This window comes from Campylobacter sp. RM5063 (genome assembly GCF_024723655.1).
In the GTDB taxonomy this organism is placed as follows: Bacteria; Campylobacterota; Campylobacteria; order Campylobacterales; family Campylobacteraceae; genus Campylobacter_D; species Campylobacter_D lari_D.
This window is the reverse complement of the sequence record NZ_JANQDA010000017.1, coordinates 1-15589: the sequence shown is the minus strand read 5'-3', so window position 1 is coordinate 15589 and position 15589 is coordinate 1. Positions and strand designations below refer to the sequence as shown.

At 28.7% G+C, this 15589-nt stretch carries 18 protein-coding genes and 1 pseudogene; 12 read left to right on the top strand and 7 right to left on the bottom strand.

Annotation, left to right across the window (positions count from 1 at the left end):
* Window positions 1-84 precede the first annotated feature (84 nt).
* From mapA to CAMP5063_RS06465, 6 genes are all read left to right on the top strand, one after another.
* Window positions 85-732 carry an outer membrane lipoprotein MapA gene (gene mapA, locus CAMP5063_RS06490; protein ID WP_220567296.1) on the top strand — a complete coding sequence of 216 codons (648 nt, stop codon included), beginning with the start codon at window positions 85-87 and terminating at the stop codon, window positions 730-732.
* Window positions 729-1310 (top strand): ComF family protein, encoded by a 582-nt coding sequence (locus tag CAMP5063_RS06485; protein WP_133319809.1) that lies wholly within the window; start codon window positions 729-731, stop codon window positions 1308-1310. Before mapA ends, CAMP5063_RS06485 begins: the two co-directional genes overlap by 4 nt.
* 21 nt (window positions 1311-1331) lie before the next feature.
* Window positions 1332-3902: a DNA gyrase subunit A gene (gyrA, locus tag CAMP5063_RS06480; protein WP_337195031.1), complete on the top strand. Its 2571-nt coding sequence runs from the start codon at window positions 1332-1334 to the stop codon at window positions 3900-3902.
* Window positions 3903-3963: 61 nt separating this feature from the next.
* Window positions 3964-4473: an LPP20 family lipoprotein gene (locus tag CAMP5063_RS06475; protein WP_133319811.1), complete on the top strand. Its 510-nt coding sequence runs from the start codon at window positions 3964-3966 to the stop codon at window positions 4471-4473.
* Complete coding sequence (locus CAMP5063_RS06470; protein ID WP_133319812.1) at window positions 4449-4895, top strand: hypothetical protein; 447 nt, start codon at window positions 4449-4451, stop codon at window positions 4893-4895. Before CAMP5063_RS06475 ends, CAMP5063_RS06470 begins: the two co-directional genes overlap by 25 nt.
* 62 nt (window positions 4896-4957) lie before the next feature.
* On the top strand, window positions 4958-6160 hold the full coding sequence (locus CAMP5063_RS06465; RefSeq protein ID WP_263666831.1) for an ABC transporter permease: 1203 nt from the start codon (window positions 4958-4960) through the stop codon (window positions 6158-6160).
* Between the two features lie 10 nt (window positions 6161-6170).
* Here the strand turns inward: CAMP5063_RS06465 and CAMP5063_RS06460 are convergent, their stop codons facing one another.
* Genes CAMP5063_RS06460 through CAMP5063_RS06450 form a run of 3 tightly spaced genes read right to left on the bottom strand, consistent with a single transcriptional unit; the run spans window position 6171 to window position 7597 of the window.
* Window positions 6171-6728: an SCO family protein gene (locus CAMP5063_RS06460; RefSeq protein ID WP_263659637.1), complete on the bottom strand. Its 558-nt coding sequence runs from the start codon at window positions 6726-6728 to the stop codon at window positions 6171-6173.
* 3 nt (window positions 6729-6731) lie between these two features.
* Window positions 6732-7178, bottom strand: coding sequence for a hypothetical protein (locus CAMP5063_RS06455; protein WP_133319815.1), 447 nt, complete (start codon window positions 7176-7178; stop codon window positions 6732-6734).
* A complete protein-coding gene (locus CAMP5063_RS06450; RefSeq protein WP_133319816.1) occupies window positions 7178-7597 on the bottom strand; it encodes a copper chaperone PCu(A)C in 420 nt (139 codons plus the stop codon). Before CAMP5063_RS06450 ends, CAMP5063_RS06455 begins: the two co-directional genes overlap by 1 nt.
* A 126-nt stretch (window positions 7598-7723) precedes the next feature.
* Here CAMP5063_RS06450 and CAMP5063_RS06445 point away from each other — a divergent pair, with 126 nt between their 5' ends.
* From CAMP5063_RS06445 to CAMP5063_RS06435, 3 genes are read left to right on the top strand one after another with little or no spacing between them, the layout of a single operon-like run.
* Entirely contained in the window at window positions 7724-8695 is a 972-nt protein-coding gene (locus CAMP5063_RS06445) for a L,D-transpeptidase family protein (RefSeq protein ID WP_133319817.1), read from the top strand.
* Window positions 8695-9702: an alanine racemase gene (locus tag CAMP5063_RS06440; protein ID WP_337195030.1), complete on the top strand. Its 1008-nt coding sequence runs from the start codon at window positions 8695-8697 to the stop codon at window positions 9700-9702. Before CAMP5063_RS06445 ends, CAMP5063_RS06440 begins: the two co-directional genes overlap by 1 nt.
* Before the next feature lie 37 nt (window positions 9703-9739).
* Window positions 9740-9949: a hypothetical protein gene (locus tag CAMP5063_RS06435; RefSeq protein WP_133319819.1), complete on the top strand. Its 210-nt coding sequence runs from the start codon at window positions 9740-9742 to the stop codon at window positions 9947-9949.
* Here the strand turns inward: CAMP5063_RS06435 and CAMP5063_RS06430 are convergent.
* The 4 genes and pseudogenes from CAMP5063_RS06430 to hemB form a co-directional block, all read right to left on the bottom strand.
* A complete protein-coding gene (locus CAMP5063_RS06430) occupies window positions 9946-11220 on the bottom strand; it encodes a (Fe-S)-binding protein (protein ID WP_263676567.1) in 1275 nt (424 codons plus the stop codon). The genes CAMP5063_RS06435 and CAMP5063_RS06430 overlap by 4 nt on opposite strands.
* A gap of 1 nt (window position 11221) precedes the next feature.
* Window positions 11222-12577 (bottom strand): oxygen-independent coproporphyrinogen III oxidase, encoded by a 1356-nt coding sequence (gene hemN, locus CAMP5063_RS06425; protein WP_263659633.1) that lies wholly within the window; start codon window positions 12575-12577, stop codon window positions 11222-11224.
* Window positions 12564-13047: pseudogene (locus CAMP5063_RS06420) on the bottom strand (DUF2603 domain-containing protein). Before CAMP5063_RS06420 ends, hemN begins: the two are co-directional and overlap by 14 nt.
* Before the next feature lie 2 nt (window positions 13048-13049).
* A complete protein-coding gene (gene hemB, locus CAMP5063_RS06415; RefSeq protein WP_133319823.1) occupies window positions 13050-14033 on the bottom strand; it encodes a porphobilinogen synthase in 984 nt (327 codons plus the stop codon).
* Between the two features lie 71 nt (window positions 14034-14104).
* On the opposite strand from hemB, the gene ribA reads away from it, so the two are divergent.
* The 3 genes from ribA to CAMP5063_RS06400 form a co-directional block, all read left to right on the top strand.
* Window positions 14105-14665, top strand: coding sequence for a GTP cyclohydrolase II (ribA, locus tag CAMP5063_RS06410; RefSeq protein WP_337195028.1), 561 nt, complete (start codon window positions 14105-14107; stop codon window positions 14663-14665).
* Window positions 14662-15255 carry a 16S rRNA (guanine(527)-N(7))-methyltransferase RsmG gene (rsmG, locus tag CAMP5063_RS06405; RefSeq protein WP_337195027.1) on the top strand — a complete coding sequence of 198 codons (594 nt, stop codon included), beginning with the start codon at window positions 14662-14664 and terminating at the stop codon, window positions 15253-15255. The genes ribA and rsmG overlap by 4 nt, the downstream gene beginning before the upstream one ends.
* Window positions 15249-15589 (top strand): hypothetical protein (locus CAMP5063_RS06400; RefSeq protein WP_337195026.1); only part of this gene is annotated, 341 nt, incomplete at its 3' end. The genes rsmG and CAMP5063_RS06400, both read left to right, overlap by 7 nt.

The following is a 15589-nucleotide window of genomic DNA, read 5'->3' as shown; positions in this document are numbered from 1 at the left end:
GTTTTAGTAAAATTTATTTGTTTTTGGTATAATTTTTGCTAATTAAAAATCATAAAATAATAAAGATGATTCTAAGGAAAAAAGATGTTAAAAAAAGTATTTGTATTTGTTTTAGCTTTATTTTTTAGTGCATGTGCTGTAAATTCTAAAAATCAAAGTGTTGCAAAAGTTAATGAGCTTATAAAAATTCAAGCACAATGTTATAATCCTTCTGATTCTAAAGCATATGAAGCAAAAATTAAAGGCCTTGTGTATATTAGTGATGTGGGACTTAAGTATTGCACAAATAAAAGAACAATTGATAAAAGTGCTTCCTTAAAAAAAGTTTATATTCATAGGGTATATGATTTAAATGAGAATTTAAAATATTCTTCTTCTAATGGAAGTAATTATTACATCAATGAAAATTTCAACTATTATTTTTATGTGTTTTTAAAAGAAGAATTAGAAAATAGAGGTATAGTTGTAGTAGAAGATACACAAGATTCTCCTTATGTTTTAAGAGTAGATTTAAGTTTTAATGATTTTTATTCTAAATTTGATTCTAGTTCTTTATTTTCAATTATTGCTAGTCAATTGACACTAAAAGATATTAATACCAATAAAACTATTAATATTAAAACCAAACAAGAAGTTAAAGGTTTTTATAATATCAAAGATCTACCTTTTTTCACTCAGCTTCTTATAAAACAAGTGGCTAATAAATCTGCAGATATTATCAGCTCTTTGTGAGGTGTTTTAATTGCCATGGATTTTCCTTTGCGAGTTTTTGTCCAGCTTGCAAGGAAGAGCTTTTAGAATATTCTTTAGGTATAAGAGAACTTGAGGGAAATTTTAAAGTTTATTATTTTTATCAATATGAGCAAATTAAGCATTTGATTTATTTTAAACACAAATTTCAAGGCTATTTTGTTTTAAATGCTTTGGCAAAATTGAGTTTTGCTAAATTTGAGGATTTTTTTCAACCATCTTGTAAAATTAATGCTATAGCTTTAGATGATAAAACATATAAAAATTACTCTCATACTGCTATTTTAACTAAATACTTAAATACTAAATTTATAAAACCTATGTATCACACCTTGCAAGCTAGTTCAGAATTTAAATATAGTGGTAAAAGTTTGAAATTTCGTAAAGATAATAAAAGATCTTATAAGCTTTTAAAGCGTCCAAAATATCCTGTAATTTTAGTAGATGATGTGATAACTACTGGATTAAGTTTATTAGAGGCAAAAGAGCTTTTAGAAAAAAATAATATTGAAGTGCTTTTTGCTTTAGTTTTGGCTAATGCAAAATTTGATACAATATAGGCATTAATTTTAAGGATTTTTATGGAAAATATTTTTACTAAAGATTCAGATATTGAAAATATAGATATAGAAAGTTCTATAAAAAGTAGTTATTTAGATTATTCTATGAGTGTTATTATAGGCCGTGCCTTACCTGATGCTAGAGATGGGCTTAAACCTGTTCATAGAAGAATTTTATATGCTATGAATGATTTAGGTGTTGGAAGTCGTAGTGCATACAAAAAATCAGCGCGTATAGTGGGTGATGTAATCGGTAAATATCATCCACATGGTGATACAGCTGTATATGATGCTTTAGTAAGAATGGCGCAAGATTTTTCTATGCGTTATCCAAGCGTAGATGGACAAGGAAACTTCGGTTCTATTGATGGCGATGGTGCTGCTGCGATGCGTTATACTGAAGCTAGGATGACGATTTTAGCTGAAGAGCTTTTGCGTGATATAGAAAAAGATACGGTTGATTTTATACCAAATTATGATGATTCTATGAGTGAGCCTGATGTTTTACCTGCTAGGGTTCCAAATTTATTGCTTAATGGTTCAAGTGGTATTGCAGTGGGTATGGCTACCAATATTCCTCCGCATAGCTTAAATGAGCTTATTGATGGTTTGCTTTATTTAATTGATAATAAAAACGCAAGTTTAGAAGAAATAATGCAATTTATTAAAGGACCTGATTTTCCAACCGGCGGTATTATCTTTGGTAAAAAAGGTATTATAGAAGCATACCGCACAGGTCGTGGTAGGGTAAAAGTAAGAGCAAAGACCCATATAGAAAAAAGAGCTAATAAAGATATTATCGTTATAGATGAACTTCCTTATCAAACTAACAAAGCAAGATTAATAGAGCAAATCGCTGAACTTGCCAAAGAAAAACAAATCGAAGGTATTGCTGAAGTTAGAGATGAGAGTGATAGAGAAGGAATTCGCGTGGTAATTGAGCTAAAACGCGATGCTATGAGTGAGATTGTGTTAAATAATCTTTTTAAATCTACCACTATGGAAAGTACTTTTGGTGTGATTATGCTTGCTATACATAATAAAGAGCCAAAAGTTTTTTCTTTAATTGAGCTTTTAAATTTATTCTTAAATCATAGAAAAACTGTAATTATTAGAAGAACTATTTATGAGTTGCAAAAAGCTAGAGCTAGAGCACATATTTTAGAAGGTTTAAAAATTGCACTAGATAATATTGATGAAGTGATAGCTTTGATTAAAAACTCTCCTGATAACCCAACGGCTAAAAATTTATTAATGCAAAAATTTGGTCTAAGTGAGCTTCAATCTAATGCTATTTTAGATATGAAATTAGGCCGTTTAACAGGTCTTGAGAGAGAAAAAATTGATAATGAATTAAGGGAATTATTAGCAGAAATAGAGAGGCTTGATCAAATTTTAAAAAGCGAAACTTTGCTTGAAAATTTAATCAAAGATGAGTTAAAAGAAATCAGAACAAAATTTGATGTACCAAGAATTACTCAAATTGAAGATGACTATGATGATATTGATATAGAAGATTTAATACCAAATGAAAATATGGTAGTTACTATCACTCATCGTGGCTATATTAAGCGTGTTCCAAGTAAGCAATATGAAAAACAAAAACGCGGTGGTAAAGGCAAGGTTGCAGTTACAACTTATGATGATGATTTTATAGAAAGTTTCTTTACGGCAAATACACATGATACCTTGATGTTTGTTACTGATCGTGGACAGCTTTATTGGCTTAAGGTTTATAAAATTCCTGAAGGAAGTAGAACTGCTAAAGGCAAAGCTGTGGTTAATCTCATTAATCTACAAGCAGATGAAAAAATCATGGCAATTATTCCAACCACTGATTTTGATGAAAGTAAATCATTGTGTTTCTTTACTAAAAATGGTATTGTAAAACGCACAAATTTAAGTGAATATCAAAACATTAGAAGCGTGGGTGTAAAAGCGATTAATCTAGATGAAAATGATGAACTTGTTACTGCAATTATCGTAGCAAGGGATGAAAGCGAAACACAAGATCAAAATTATGAAGAAAATTTAGAAAATGAAATGCTTGAACCTAATGAAGAGCTTGATAATACTATCGTTGGTAAAATGCTTTTTGCGGTTACTAAAAAAGGTATGTGTATTAAATTCCCACTTGCTAAAGTTAGAGAGATTGGCCGTGTAAGTAGAGGGGTAACTGCGATTAAATTTAAAGAAAAAGATGATGAGGTTGTGGGTGCTGTTGTTATAGAAAATGACGCTCAAGAAATCTTAAGCGTAAGTGCAAAAGGTATAGGTAAGCGTACTGATGCTGGAGAATATAGACTTCAAAGTAGAGGTGGTAAGGGTGTTATTTGTATGAAACTTACTGCCAAAACAAAAGATTTAATCGGTATAGTCATAGTTGATGAAAGTATGGATTTAATGGCATTAACAAGCAGTGGTAAGATGATACGCGTTGATATGCAAAGCATTAGAAAAGCAGGTAGAAATACAAGTGGTGTAATTGTTGTTAATGTTGAAAATGATGAGGTTGTAAGCATTGCTAAGTGTCCTAAAGAAGAAGATGAGGAGTTAGATGCTGAAACTAATATGGATTTAAATTTAGAATAGTAAAATTATTGGAATGCTTTTTGCTGTTTTAATAAAATCAAATAAATTGAAGGTGTAAAAAATGAAAAAAGTTATTTTTATGTTTTGTTTAGCTTTGGGTTTTAGTGCTTGTGCACTAGATCAAAGAGGTGTGAATCCAAATCAGACTCAAGCAGCAAATTCTGATGTTGTGGTTCAAAAAGTTGATAAAGATGATGTGCGTAACATCATTAGAGAAGAAAAAATGCTTGCAAATGATACAAGTACAGACAATGATTTAACTTTTACAGCGGTGGGTGAGGGTATTGCTCCTTTAAATACGGTTTCAGTTGGTCAAGCTTTAGCTTTAGCTAAAAGAGCGGCAATTACCGATGCTTATAGACAATTAGCAAGTAAGTTGTATGGTGTCAGAGTTAATGGTAAAGATACAGTAAAAGATGCAATGCTTAAAAGCTCAACTATTACAGCACAGGTAAATGGTTTGATTAAAAATGCAAGTGTTGTAGATCAAGACTTTAAAGATGGTCTTTATAGAGTAAATGTAGAACTTAAAATTGATGCTGACAAGTGGAAAGAATTGTTTGCTTATTAATCCTCATAATTTTTAATGCTACTGCCCAAGATGAATTTATATTTTGGGCAGAACTTTCTAATAAAAATTTTATTCTTTATCATCAAAATGAAACTATTTCTATGGCTATGACTAAAAGTAAAAATAAAAATTTAGAATATGCTTGTGAGTTAGCATATACACCAAGTGATTTGAAGTCTTTAATACGCAATGATTTTGGTATGGTGGCTGAAGAAAAGATGACAAAGCTGGATAAATTTAACTTTTTAAATGCTCACAAAAATGATTTAATTGATTGCTTTTTTAACTCAAAAATAGATGTAAAAGACTTTGTAAAAAGTGAACAAGCAAGTGCGCAAAGTGAAACTTATGTGAGAATTTTGCCACTAAGATTTATAGTTGAATTTCACGATAATAGTGCCTTTGTATATTATCTTAAATAAATACAAAGCTTGCTTTTATAAAAATCAAGTTAAAATACTTAAAAAAATATTAAGAGTAAAAGATGTATAAAAGTATCCCTCGTTATTTATTATTTAAATACCTGCGTTTTGATAAAGATCAACCCTTTATTATGCTTTCAAAAATTTTAGCCTTTTTAGGTGTAAGTATAGGACTTTGTGTGCTTTTAGTTGCAATGGCCATTATGAATGGCTTTGATAAAGAATTTGAGAGAAAACTTTTTACTATGAATTACCCTATCACTATATTACCGCGTTTTGGAGCAAATGTAGATGATAAATTATTACAAGAATTAAGAAGCAAATTTCCAAATTTATTATTTAGCCCTTATATTACTACTCAGGTTATAGCAAGAAATGATTTAAAATTGGAAGGCGGTATGCTTTTTGGGGTTAATTTTGAAGATGAAAAAAAGATCAATGAGGTAGTAGCTCAAGCTTTAAAAGATAAAAAATTAGATAATTTTGATATTTTAATTGGTAAGGGTTTAAAAGATGAATTTAGACTTGATTATAATGAAAAAATTACCTTAATTTTTTCCAATCTTAATGCAAGCGGACTTTCGCTTATTCCAAAAGTTAAAAGATTTGATGTTATGGCTGATTTTTCTTCAGGTTTGTTAGCTTATGATAAAGCTTATATGTATACAGATGTAAAAGCTTTAGCTAAGATTTTGTCATATCCCCAAGGAAGTTATGATGGGGTACATGTATATTCAAATAAGCCTTTTGAGGATATTAAACAAATTGAAGCTTTCTTGGGTGCAAGATATGCTAGTATAGGTTGGTGGGAGCAAAATGGAAATTTCTTTGCAGCATTAGCTTTAGAAAAAAGAGCTTTGTTTATAGTATTGATGTTGATTATTTTGGTCGCAAGTTTAAATATAGTAAGTTCTTTATTAATGATAGTAATGAATCGTCGTAGTGAGATAGCTTTGTTGCTTTCTTTAGGAGCTAGTAAGTTAGAGATTAAAAAAACATTTTTTTCTTTAGGATTTTTGATAGGTGGAAGTGGTATCGTAGCAGGTGTGATACTTGCAGCTATTGCTTTGTGGATACTTGGAAATTTTGACATTATTTCTTTACCAAGTGATGTTTATGGCATGAGTAAGCTACCTTTGGAGCTTTCTTTTGTTGATTTTTGTACTACGATTTTTGGTGCTATTATGATTGTGAGCTTGTCTTCTTATTATCCTGCTAAAAAAGCAACACAAGTAGATATTTTAGATACTTTAAGAAACGAATAAATTGAGAAATTTATTCGTTTAAGAATTTTTGAATTTCATTGAAAAAGCTTTCATAACTAATATCTTTAATGGTTTTAATAAATTTTCCATTCTCATCAATCAAATAAAATTCGCCACTATGTGCTATAGAATATCCCATAGCAGAATCTTTAAGATTGATTTTTTCATATACTACGCCATAATTTTTAGTAACTTTTTCTAATTCTTTTTCATCTTTAGCAACCAATGCAGTTGAATTTGGGTAAAAATACTTAACCCATTGGCTAGTTTGAGTTAAGTTGCTATCTCTTGCTGGATCTAGTGAGATAAATATCACATGAGCTTTTTCTTTATTTGGCATTTTTTCTAAAACATTAGCAATCAAGGCAAGCTCGCTAGGACAGACATCAGGACAATATGTATAGCCAAAATATACAATTAGTTTTTTACCGATAAAATCTTTTAGACTAAGTATGCCTTTTTCAGAATTTAAGTGAAAATTGTATTTGTTGTTTTCAAAATACTGCACAGATATAAAAAATACTCCAAAAATTACCACAATTAATAAAAAAATATTTATTTTTTTCATATTTTACCTCTTTACATCAAAGTCAAAATAAAAACCTAGTGGAGTTTCATCATCAAAAAGCTCTATTCTAAAACGCATTATATCTAGAGTGCAAGAACTTAAAACTAATTTAGCATGATAAGTATTGTTTATTTTTTTAAATTGTGGAACAATATCTCCCATATACATATTAAGTCCATAAACCCTAGCATTAAGTTTTTTAAACTCACCTAAATTGGTAATATTTAAATCAAGCTCATTTAATGTAGTAATAGGCTTTGGATTTAAATTTACTAAGACTTTTTTATCCTTAAAATTGTATTCACATTCTTGAATGTTTAGATCACATGTTAGAGGTGTTAAAGTGGTAATTAATTCTCTCTTTTTTCCGGTATTTGATGAATTGGTGTAAAAATAAGCCCCGCATATAGCAAAGACTATAGCTAAGGCAAAGACAAGTAGATTTTTCATTATTTTTTAATGCTTCTTGACTTGATATCTTTTAGTTCAATTGTGCTATTATCATCAAAATAAAGAGTTAGATTGGCCTTTGTTTGCGGTGTGATATTTTCTTTGAGATTTAGTATCATAATGTGCATCCCACCAGGTTTAAGTTCAGTGCTTGAATTAGCTTTTATTGTGATTTGAGGAATTTGAACCATCATTTTTTTACCATCTTTCATAATATGATCATGAATTTCAGCTGTATCGCTTAATGAACTTTGAGCTTTTATGAGTTTAATATCTTTGTTGGAGTTGTTTTTAAGTTCTAAAAAAAATGCCGTTGTTTTAGAATTAGGTGGAGTTTGTCTTACATAAGGATCATTTATAGTAATTTGATTTGAAAAAGCAAAAGTGCTTAATATGGCTAAACTAAGTAATTTTTTCATTATTTTTCCTTTTTTTGTTTTTGGTTATTTGTAAACATTATACACGGAAAAAATTAAAAATATATTTATTGTAAAAATATTATAATTAGCTCTTTGTTGTTTTAATTTTTAATAGAAAGGTGAAAATTGTTTAAAATTATATTAGCATTGTTTAGTTTGGCTGTGTTTGCAAATGCAAATAATCTTGCAAAAATTTATCTAAACGAAGGTATTGATGCAGTTGAAAGGGTATTGGAGCAAGAGTTAAGTAAAAAAGATTTTTGGCTTGATGAGATAAAAGACAAAAATATTAGTTTAGGATATTATGAGGAAAATGTTGCAATAGTTTTAACAAATAAAAGTGATAAAATTATTAGAGTTTATCACTACAATGATGGAAAAGTAGAAAAGAAATTTATCCAAAGGGATGTTTTAACAGGTTTAGCTGGAGATAAAGAAGTAGAAGGGGATTTAAAAACTCCAATAGGTTTTTACGAACTTGGAAAGAAATTTTATCCTGGTGATCCATATTATGGCCCATTTGCATTTGCAACAACTTACCCAAATGTTTTAGATAAAACTTTGGGTAAAACAGGTGGTGGTATTTGGATTCATGGCTATCCTTTAGATGGAACACGCTTGGATACTTATAAAACTAGAGGTTGTATTGCTGTGCATAATGATTTATTGGAAGATTTTAATAAATTAGTAGCTGATAGAAAATCTTATGCAATGACAGAAGAGAAAAATAAAGTAAGAGCAACTCATGATGAAATAGCGATTTTACTAGCTAATTTATTTGCCTGGAAAGATAGTTGGCAAAAAAGTGATATAAATAAGTATTTATCTTTTTATGATAAAAAAATTTTTAAACATAATAATAAATCCACTTATGAGCAATTTGCAAAAAATAAAGAAAGAATTTTTGCAAAGAGAGAAAAAAAGAGCATTAAATTTTCAGATCTTAGCATAAGTCCTTATCCAAATGATAAAAATGAGAAAATTTTTAGAATAGGATTTTATGAAGACTATCGTAGCACTAACTATAAATTCAAAGGAGAAAAAGTCCTTTATGTTAAGCTAGTTGAAGATAAAATGCAAATTTTAGCTGAACAATAATGGCATATATAAAAATTGATCGTTTGGCTTATGAGTATAATCTTGACTTAATAGCCTCTAAAGCAGGAGGTTATCAAAAAGTAATATGCGTTTTTAAAGATAATGCTTATGGACATGGAGCTAAGCTTTTAGCTCCTATAGCTAGAGCAAAAGGTATAAATTTTATAGCGGTAAAAAATGAAGCTGAAGCAAAAGAGCTTGAAGATATTTTTGATAATATCTTAATTTTATCCCATCATCCACATGGCAATGAAAGTGAAAAATTTATTTATGCTTTAAATGATAAAAATGATATTAAAAAATTTAAGCAAAATATAAAAATTCATTTAGTTGTAGATACAAATATGCATAGAAATGGAATTATACCTGAAGAAATTCAAGAAGTGATACAAGAACTACAAAGTAATAATTTAATACTTCATGGAGTGATGATGCACTTTGCAGGAAGTGATGAAATAGATGCTAGTTATTTTGTGCAAAAACAAAAATTTAAACAAGCTAAAGAGCTAATATATACTTTGCTTTGTGATGAAGCTAAAAAGCTTATATTTCATTCACATAATTCTGAAGCATTGTTTAGAGCAAGCGAGCTTGGGTGCGATGAGTATTGTAGAGTAGGGCTTGTGCAATTTGGCTATGCGCATTTTAATAAAGACTTACGCAAAGTTTTAAGTTTATGGGCTGAAAAATTAAGCCAAAGAGCGTTGAAAAAAGGTCAAAGTGTTGGTTATGGTGGTGTATATAATGCAAAAGAAGATCTTGAAATAGCAACTTATGATTTAGGTTATGCAGATGGGCTTTTGCGTTATGATGGAAAACAAGATTTTTTTCTTCCTAATGGTAAGAAATTGCTTGGAAAAATGTCTATGGATAGTTTTTCTTGTGAGAATGATGAAGATGAAATTTGTGTTTTAAATGATGCAAGTATTATGGCTAGTTTTTTTAATACTATCAACTATGAAATTTTAGTCAAACTTTCTCCAAATTTGAAAAGAATTTTAGTTTAAGATAAAAAGTGTTAATATATCTAAAGAAAGGGCAAATATGGCATTTTTAAATTGGGCTATTTTAATTTTATTTTTATTTATAGTATTTTTATTGATAAATCGTTACGAGAGAAAAATAAAAATTTTATATAAAAATATTGAAATCTTGAAAAACGAGTGTAAAAAAAATAGTGAAAATATAGAAAAAAATAGAATTTTAATAGAAAAAAATAGATCAAATATCGAAGATATAAAAATTCAAGATTAATTTTTATCTTGAAGTATTTTTGCTATCAATTCTAATGGATGTAAAAAATGCGTGGAGGATTTTTCATGCTCTAATGCATTTGAAATTTGCATTCTACAAGCTGAACATTCTGCACTGATAATTTCCACATTGCTTTTTTGTATATTTTGAGCTTTTCTTATACCAACTTGCAAAGCTTTTTCATAGTGATCAGTTTGCATACTAACACCACCAAAACCACAGCATTCATTTGAGTTAATAAGTTCTTTGAAAGTATAGTTTTGTTTAAGCAAGGCTCTAGGTTCTTTAAAAACACCTTGCATTTTTCTTGCATGACAAGGATCGTGGTATGCAATTTTTGTCTTTAATTTTTTCTTTGTTTTTAAAAGCTCTTCTAGTTTAGTATATTCATAAAAATATTTTGTTGCAAGTAGTATTTTACTAGAAATATTTTTAGCTCTTATAGCCCATTCTTCATCTTTTTGCATGTGGAAAAAATGTTCATAGTCTATATTAATCATCGCAGAACAGGTTGCTTCGGGGATAATGATATAATCTAGAGTTTTTAATTTTTCTTCAAAATAAACGATATTTTTTTTAGCTAAAATTTCTATACTTTTAAAATCTCCAGTAAAATAATGAGGAGCACCGCAACAAGATTGATCTTTTAATAAATCAACATTGATTTTAAGATGTTTACAAATTTCAAGCAAAGCAAAGCCCGTATTTGTATAAGAGTAATTTGACAAGCAGCCTATAAAAAGTCCTATGGTTTTTTCACCTTGATTATTTATGAAATCAGGATTAGAAGCTAGAAAGCTTTTTTTAGCTAAAGAAGGAAGCAAGCGATCTTTTTTAATTAAAGGTAGGTTAAATTTAGCTTTCATTCCCAAATTTTTATGTTGTAAACTAAAAGCACAGCTTTGGAAAACATAACCAAATCTTGCTAAAATATCTAGAATTTTTCTGCGTCTTAGAAAAAAGAAAGCAAGTTTTTTGTACCAAGCAATGCCAAATTTTTGTGCTATATCGTAACGCACTTTTTCAATAGCGCTATCCACTCTTAAATGGCTTGGACAAACTTCAACGCAATTTGTACACAAAAAACATGATTCAAATATTTTTTTAAGATTTTTATCAAGCTCTAGTTCTTGGTTTTCATAAGCACTGATTAAATCTAAAAAGCCACGAGGGGAAGTACTCTCATCACGATTTATTTCATGTATGGTGCAAACTGGTATGCATTTTCCACATTTTACGCAAGCATTAGAAATTTCATTAACATTTAACATATTAAACCGTTTTAGAGAAAACTTTTTTATCTTCGCTAATGCGTTTTAAATATTTATCAAAACACATAGCAATATTACGGATTAAAAGTACTCCTGTTTCATTAACTTTGATATGAGTTTTATCTATGTTGATAAATTCATTAAGTTTTTGGAGTTCTTCTAAATCTTGCTTAAAATATTCAAAAAAATCAATCTTAAATTTACTTTCAATATTTTTTATATTAAGAGCAAAATTACTCATAAGTTCCATAATAACAGCTTTTCTTAGTTCATCATCATCATCAAGCATAATACCTTTTTCGCAAGGCAATCGACCTTCATCGATAGCCTTTTCGTAGCTTGGCATATCTTTGAAATTTTGCATATAGTGTCTTTTACCTTCGCCTATACTTGTTAGGCCAATCCCGATTAAATCAGTTCCGCCTTTTGTAGTATAGCCTTGAAAATTTCTATGCAAACTACCATTTTCTAAGGCTTTAAAAAGTTCATCTTGTGGTTTTGCAAAATGATCCATTCCTATCATTTTATAACCATTTTGAGTTAAAAATTTTTCACAATATTCTAAAATTTGAAGTTTTACATCAGGACTTGGTAGAGTGTTTTCGTCAAATTTTCTCATATTTTTTTTAAGCCAAGGCACATGTGCATAATTAAAAATAGCAAAGCGATCGGGATTAATCAGCAGTGCTTTTTCTAAAGTTTGCTTAAAACTTTCTAGACTTTGATAAGGAAGGCCATAAATTAAATCCATATTTACTGAATTTATCCCTTTTTTTCTTACCATATCTACTGCATTTTTGGTAAGTTCAAAAGGTTGAATTCTATGAATTTCCTTTTGAACCTTTTCGTTAAAATCTTGCACGCCAAAACTAATGCGATTAAAGCCATTTTGAATTAAAACATCAGCTTGTTCTTCATTTAAGAATCTAGGATCAATTTCACAACTTACTTCACTATCTTGGGTAAAATTTGGAAAAATGCTTTTTATTTTAAAAATCAAACTTTGCAATTGTTTAGCAGAAAAAAAAGTAGGTGTACCACCACCAAAATGCATTTGAGCTACTTCTCTTTGTGTGTCAATGGTATTTGTTAAAAGATCAAGTTCTTTAAAAAGATAATTTAAATACCTTTCTTTACTTTCTTCTTTTGCGGTATATATTACATTACAACCGCAAAAATAACAAGCACTCCTGCAAAAAGGCAAATGAAAATATAAAGATAATTGTGCTGTTTGTTGTTTTAAAATTTTTATATAGTCTTCATATTTAAAATGGGTGTTAAATTCTACTGCAGTAGGATAAGAAGTGTATCTAGGTCCTGCTTTGGAGTATTTAACAAAATTTTTATAATCTCTCATTTTTTGCCTTTTTGCATCATTTCTTTCATGTTTATAAATAAGTTAGGATGTTTTGTATGAATATTGCTGATTAATTGATCTAAATCAATATTAACTTCTTTTATACCTTTGGAAACTTGATGTTTAATCTCATCCATTGCGACTATCCATACATCATTAAAGTCAATAGGAATTTGTTGATAGATAGCCTTTTCTAGTTTAAGTTCAAAATTATCCTTTTGTATCTTTTTGGCACTTTGTAAAAACTCAATCAGAGTTTTTACAGAAAACATAGTTTTAACTTCATCATTTTCATCTACTATAAACCATGGTTCGGGTGCTAAATTATGGCCATTTTTTAGACTTAACTTTTTTTCTTTATCGTTAATGTGGGTTAGATGAAATATAGTTTGATTGTATTTTTCTATGCCCAAATGATTAGATAATTCATTGATTACATCTTGAGAGCTTTTTTTGCTTAGACTATTCAATCTCACTCCTTATTTGTTAATAATTTTGCAATTTCTTTTGCATGATAAGTTATGATAAGCTTAGCTCCAGCTCTTTTAAAAGCAAGCATAGTTTCAAGCACTATTTTTTCATAGTCAATCACACCTGCTTTTTGACCTGCTTTTAGCAAAGCATATTCCCCGCTTACATTATACACACAAAGTGGAAGTTTAGAATGATTTGCTATATCTTTTACTACATCTAAATACGCAAGTGCTGGTTTTACCATTAAGATGTCAGCACCTTGTTTTTCATCTTCTAAGCTCTCACATAAGGCTTCTTTACCATTGGCAAAATCCATTTGATAGGTTTTTCTATCTCCATAACTTGGTGCAGAATCAGCCACATCTCTAAAAGGCCCATAATAGGCTGAAGCAAATTTAGTAGAATAAGCCATAATGGGTAAATTTTCAAAACCATTTTCATCTAAAGTTTTTCTTAAAGTTTCAATAATACCATCCATCATGCCGCTTGGTGCTATCATATCTGCACCGTTTTTAGCATGAATTAGAGCTTGTTTGGCTGAAATTTCTAAAGTTAAATCATTATCTACGCTTTTACTTTTTGGATCAATAATACCACAATGCCCATGATCAGTATACTCACAAAAACAAAGATCGGTAATTACTACCAAATCAGGAAATTTTGCTTTAATAGCTCTTAGACTTGTAGCAATCAAGCCATCATCGCTTAATGCATCACTTCCACAACTATCTTTTTTGGAACTTTCTAACACGCCAAATAAAATAATCGCTTTAATACCAAGATTAATTAACTCCTCACATTCTTTTAAAATTTCATCTAAGCTCATTTGAAACACACCTGGCATAGACGTGATTTCATTTTTAATATTAGCACCATTGATAACAAAAAGTGGATAGATTAAATCATCTAAATTTAAGGTATTTTCTTTTACTAAGCTTCTAATATTCTCATTAAGTCTTAATCTTCTAAAGCGTTTAAACATAAATTTCCTTTTTGTTTGTTAAAATTGTTTAAATTCTAGCATATTTTTTATAAAAAAGGTAAAGTAAAATAATGACTATTCAAATTTCTGAAATAGCAAAACTCCCCACTCGTTTTGGGGAATTTAATATACAAAGTTTTAAAGAAAATGATAAAGAACATCTTTGTATTTTTAAAGGAAAATTGAAAAAAGAAGTTAATATTAGAATCCATTCAGAATGTTTAACAGGGGATGTTTTAGGAAGCTTAAAATGTGATTGTGGAGAACAGCTTGATTTTTCTTTAAAATACATTCAAGAGCATGGTGGTATGGTGATTTATCTAAGGCAAGAAGGAAGAGGTATAGGACTTTTTAATAAAATTAATGCTTATGCTTTGCAAGATAAGGGTTTTAATACCATAGAAGCAAATCATCAATTAGGTTTTAAGGCAGATGAGCGTAGTTATGAAATAGTAGAATTTATACTTAAGCATTATAAGATTTCTAAAATTAACCTTTTAACTAATAATCCTGAAAAACTAAATTCATTAAAAGAAAAAATTAATTTAAGAGTGCCTATTTTAATAAAAGCAAATCGTTTTAATAAAGATTATTTAGAAATTAAATATACACAAATGGGACATCTAAATTGAAAAAATACGAAGAGCAATTAAATTTTTTAAAAGATTTTGCAAATAAAGATGATTTTTTTAAAAAAATCACGCTTTATAAAGAGTTGTTAGAAAAATTTAATGCTGTGCATAATTTAACTCATTTTGAAAATATAGATGAAAATATTATTGATAGTGTTAAAATTTTAGATTTTTATGATTTGAGTAATAAAAAAAAGATCATTGATATTGGAAGCGGGGCTGGTTTTCCTGCATTATTTTTAGCTTGTATTTTGCAAGATAATGAATTTTTTCTTTTTGAGCCTAGCGCTAAAAAGACCTCATTTTTAAGGGTGGTTAAAACTGAACTTAATTTGATAAATGTAAATATCATAAAAGAAAAATTACAAAACTATCCACCTTTTAAAGTAGATTTAATTACTTCAAGAGCTTTAATGGATGTAAAACCTTTGGTAGAAATTTCAAATGGTTTTTATGATAAAAATACTTTATTTTTGCTTTATAAAGGAAGTGAAGTTTATGATGAATTGCAAGAATTGAAAGATTATCAAATTTTTAATCAAGGCTTTAGGAATTATTGTCTTTTAAAGATAAAGGAAAAACTATGTTAATTTTTGGACATTCTTTGATAAATATGCAAAAATTTAGTCATTATGAAAATATTTTTATCAAAACAAATGTAAATTGTTTTAATTATAATGAACAAAATATAAAAAGTGCAAAAGAGGAAAAAATAGATTTTGCTATATATGCCAAGAATGAGGAAGAAATTTTACTTTCTAATGCACTAGGAGCAAAATATATTTTAATAGAAGATGAGAGATTAGCAAAAATTGCCTCAAAAATGGCTGAGTTTTATATGTTTGACTCTAAAATTTTATTTTTACTTGATGTTTTAGATAATAATTTAAAAAAAGCTTATGAGTTAAGCGTTGATGGAGTGTG

What these genes read in the sequence shown, in the direction of transcription:
- CAMP5063_RS06460 (WP_263659637.1), bottom strand. Translation starts at nt 6,728, where the DNA reads ATGAAAAAAATAAATATTTTTTTATTAATTGTGGTAATTTTTGGAGTA.
- CAMP5063_RS06475 (WP_133319811.1), top strand. Translation starts at nt 3,964, where the DNA reads ATGAAAAAAGTTATTTTTATGTTTTGTTTAGCTTTGGGTTTTAGTGCT.
- CAMP5063_RS06430 (WP_263676567.1), bottom strand. Translation starts at nt 11,220, where the DNA reads ATGTTAAATGTTAATGAAATTTCTAATGCTTGCGTAAAATGTGGAAAA.
- hemB (WP_133319823.1), bottom strand. Translation starts at nt 14,033, where the DNA reads ATGTTTAAACGCTTTAGAAGATTAAGACTTAATGAGAATATTAGAAGC.
- CAMP5063_RS06440 (WP_337195030.1), top strand. Translation starts at nt 8,695, where the DNA reads ATGGCATATATAAAAATTGATCGTTTGGCTTATGAGTATAATCTTGAC.
- ribA (WP_337195028.1), top strand. Translation starts at nt 14,105, where the DNA reads ATGACTATTCAAATTTCTGAAATAGCAAAACTCCCCACTCGTTTTGGG.
- gyrA (WP_337195031.1), top strand. Translation starts at nt 1,332, where the DNA reads ATGGAAAATATTTTTACTAAAGATTCAGATATTGAAAATATAGATATA.
- hemN (WP_263659633.1), bottom strand. Translation starts at nt 12,577, where the DNA reads ATGAGAGATTATAAAAATTTTGTTAAATACTCCAAAGCAGGACCTAGA.
- CAMP5063_RS06465 (WP_263666831.1), top strand. Translation starts at nt 4,958, where the DNA reads ATGTATAAAAGTATCCCTCGTTATTTATTATTTAAATACCTGCGTTTT.
- CAMP5063_RS06455 (WP_133319815.1), bottom strand. Translation starts at nt 7,178, where the DNA reads ATGAAAAATCTACTTGTCTTTGCCTTAGCTATAGTCTTTGCTATATGC.
- CAMP5063_RS06450 (WP_133319816.1), bottom strand. Translation starts at nt 7,597, where the DNA reads ATGAAAAAATTACTTAGTTTAGCCATATTAAGCACTTTTGCTTTTTCA.
- mapA (WP_220567296.1), top strand. Translation starts at nt 85, where the DNA reads ATGTTAAAAAAAGTATTTGTATTTGTTTTAGCTTTATTTTTTAGTGCA.
- CAMP5063_RS06435 (WP_133319819.1), top strand. Translation starts at nt 9,740, where the DNA reads ATGGCATTTTTAAATTGGGCTATTTTAATTTTATTTTTATTTATAGTA.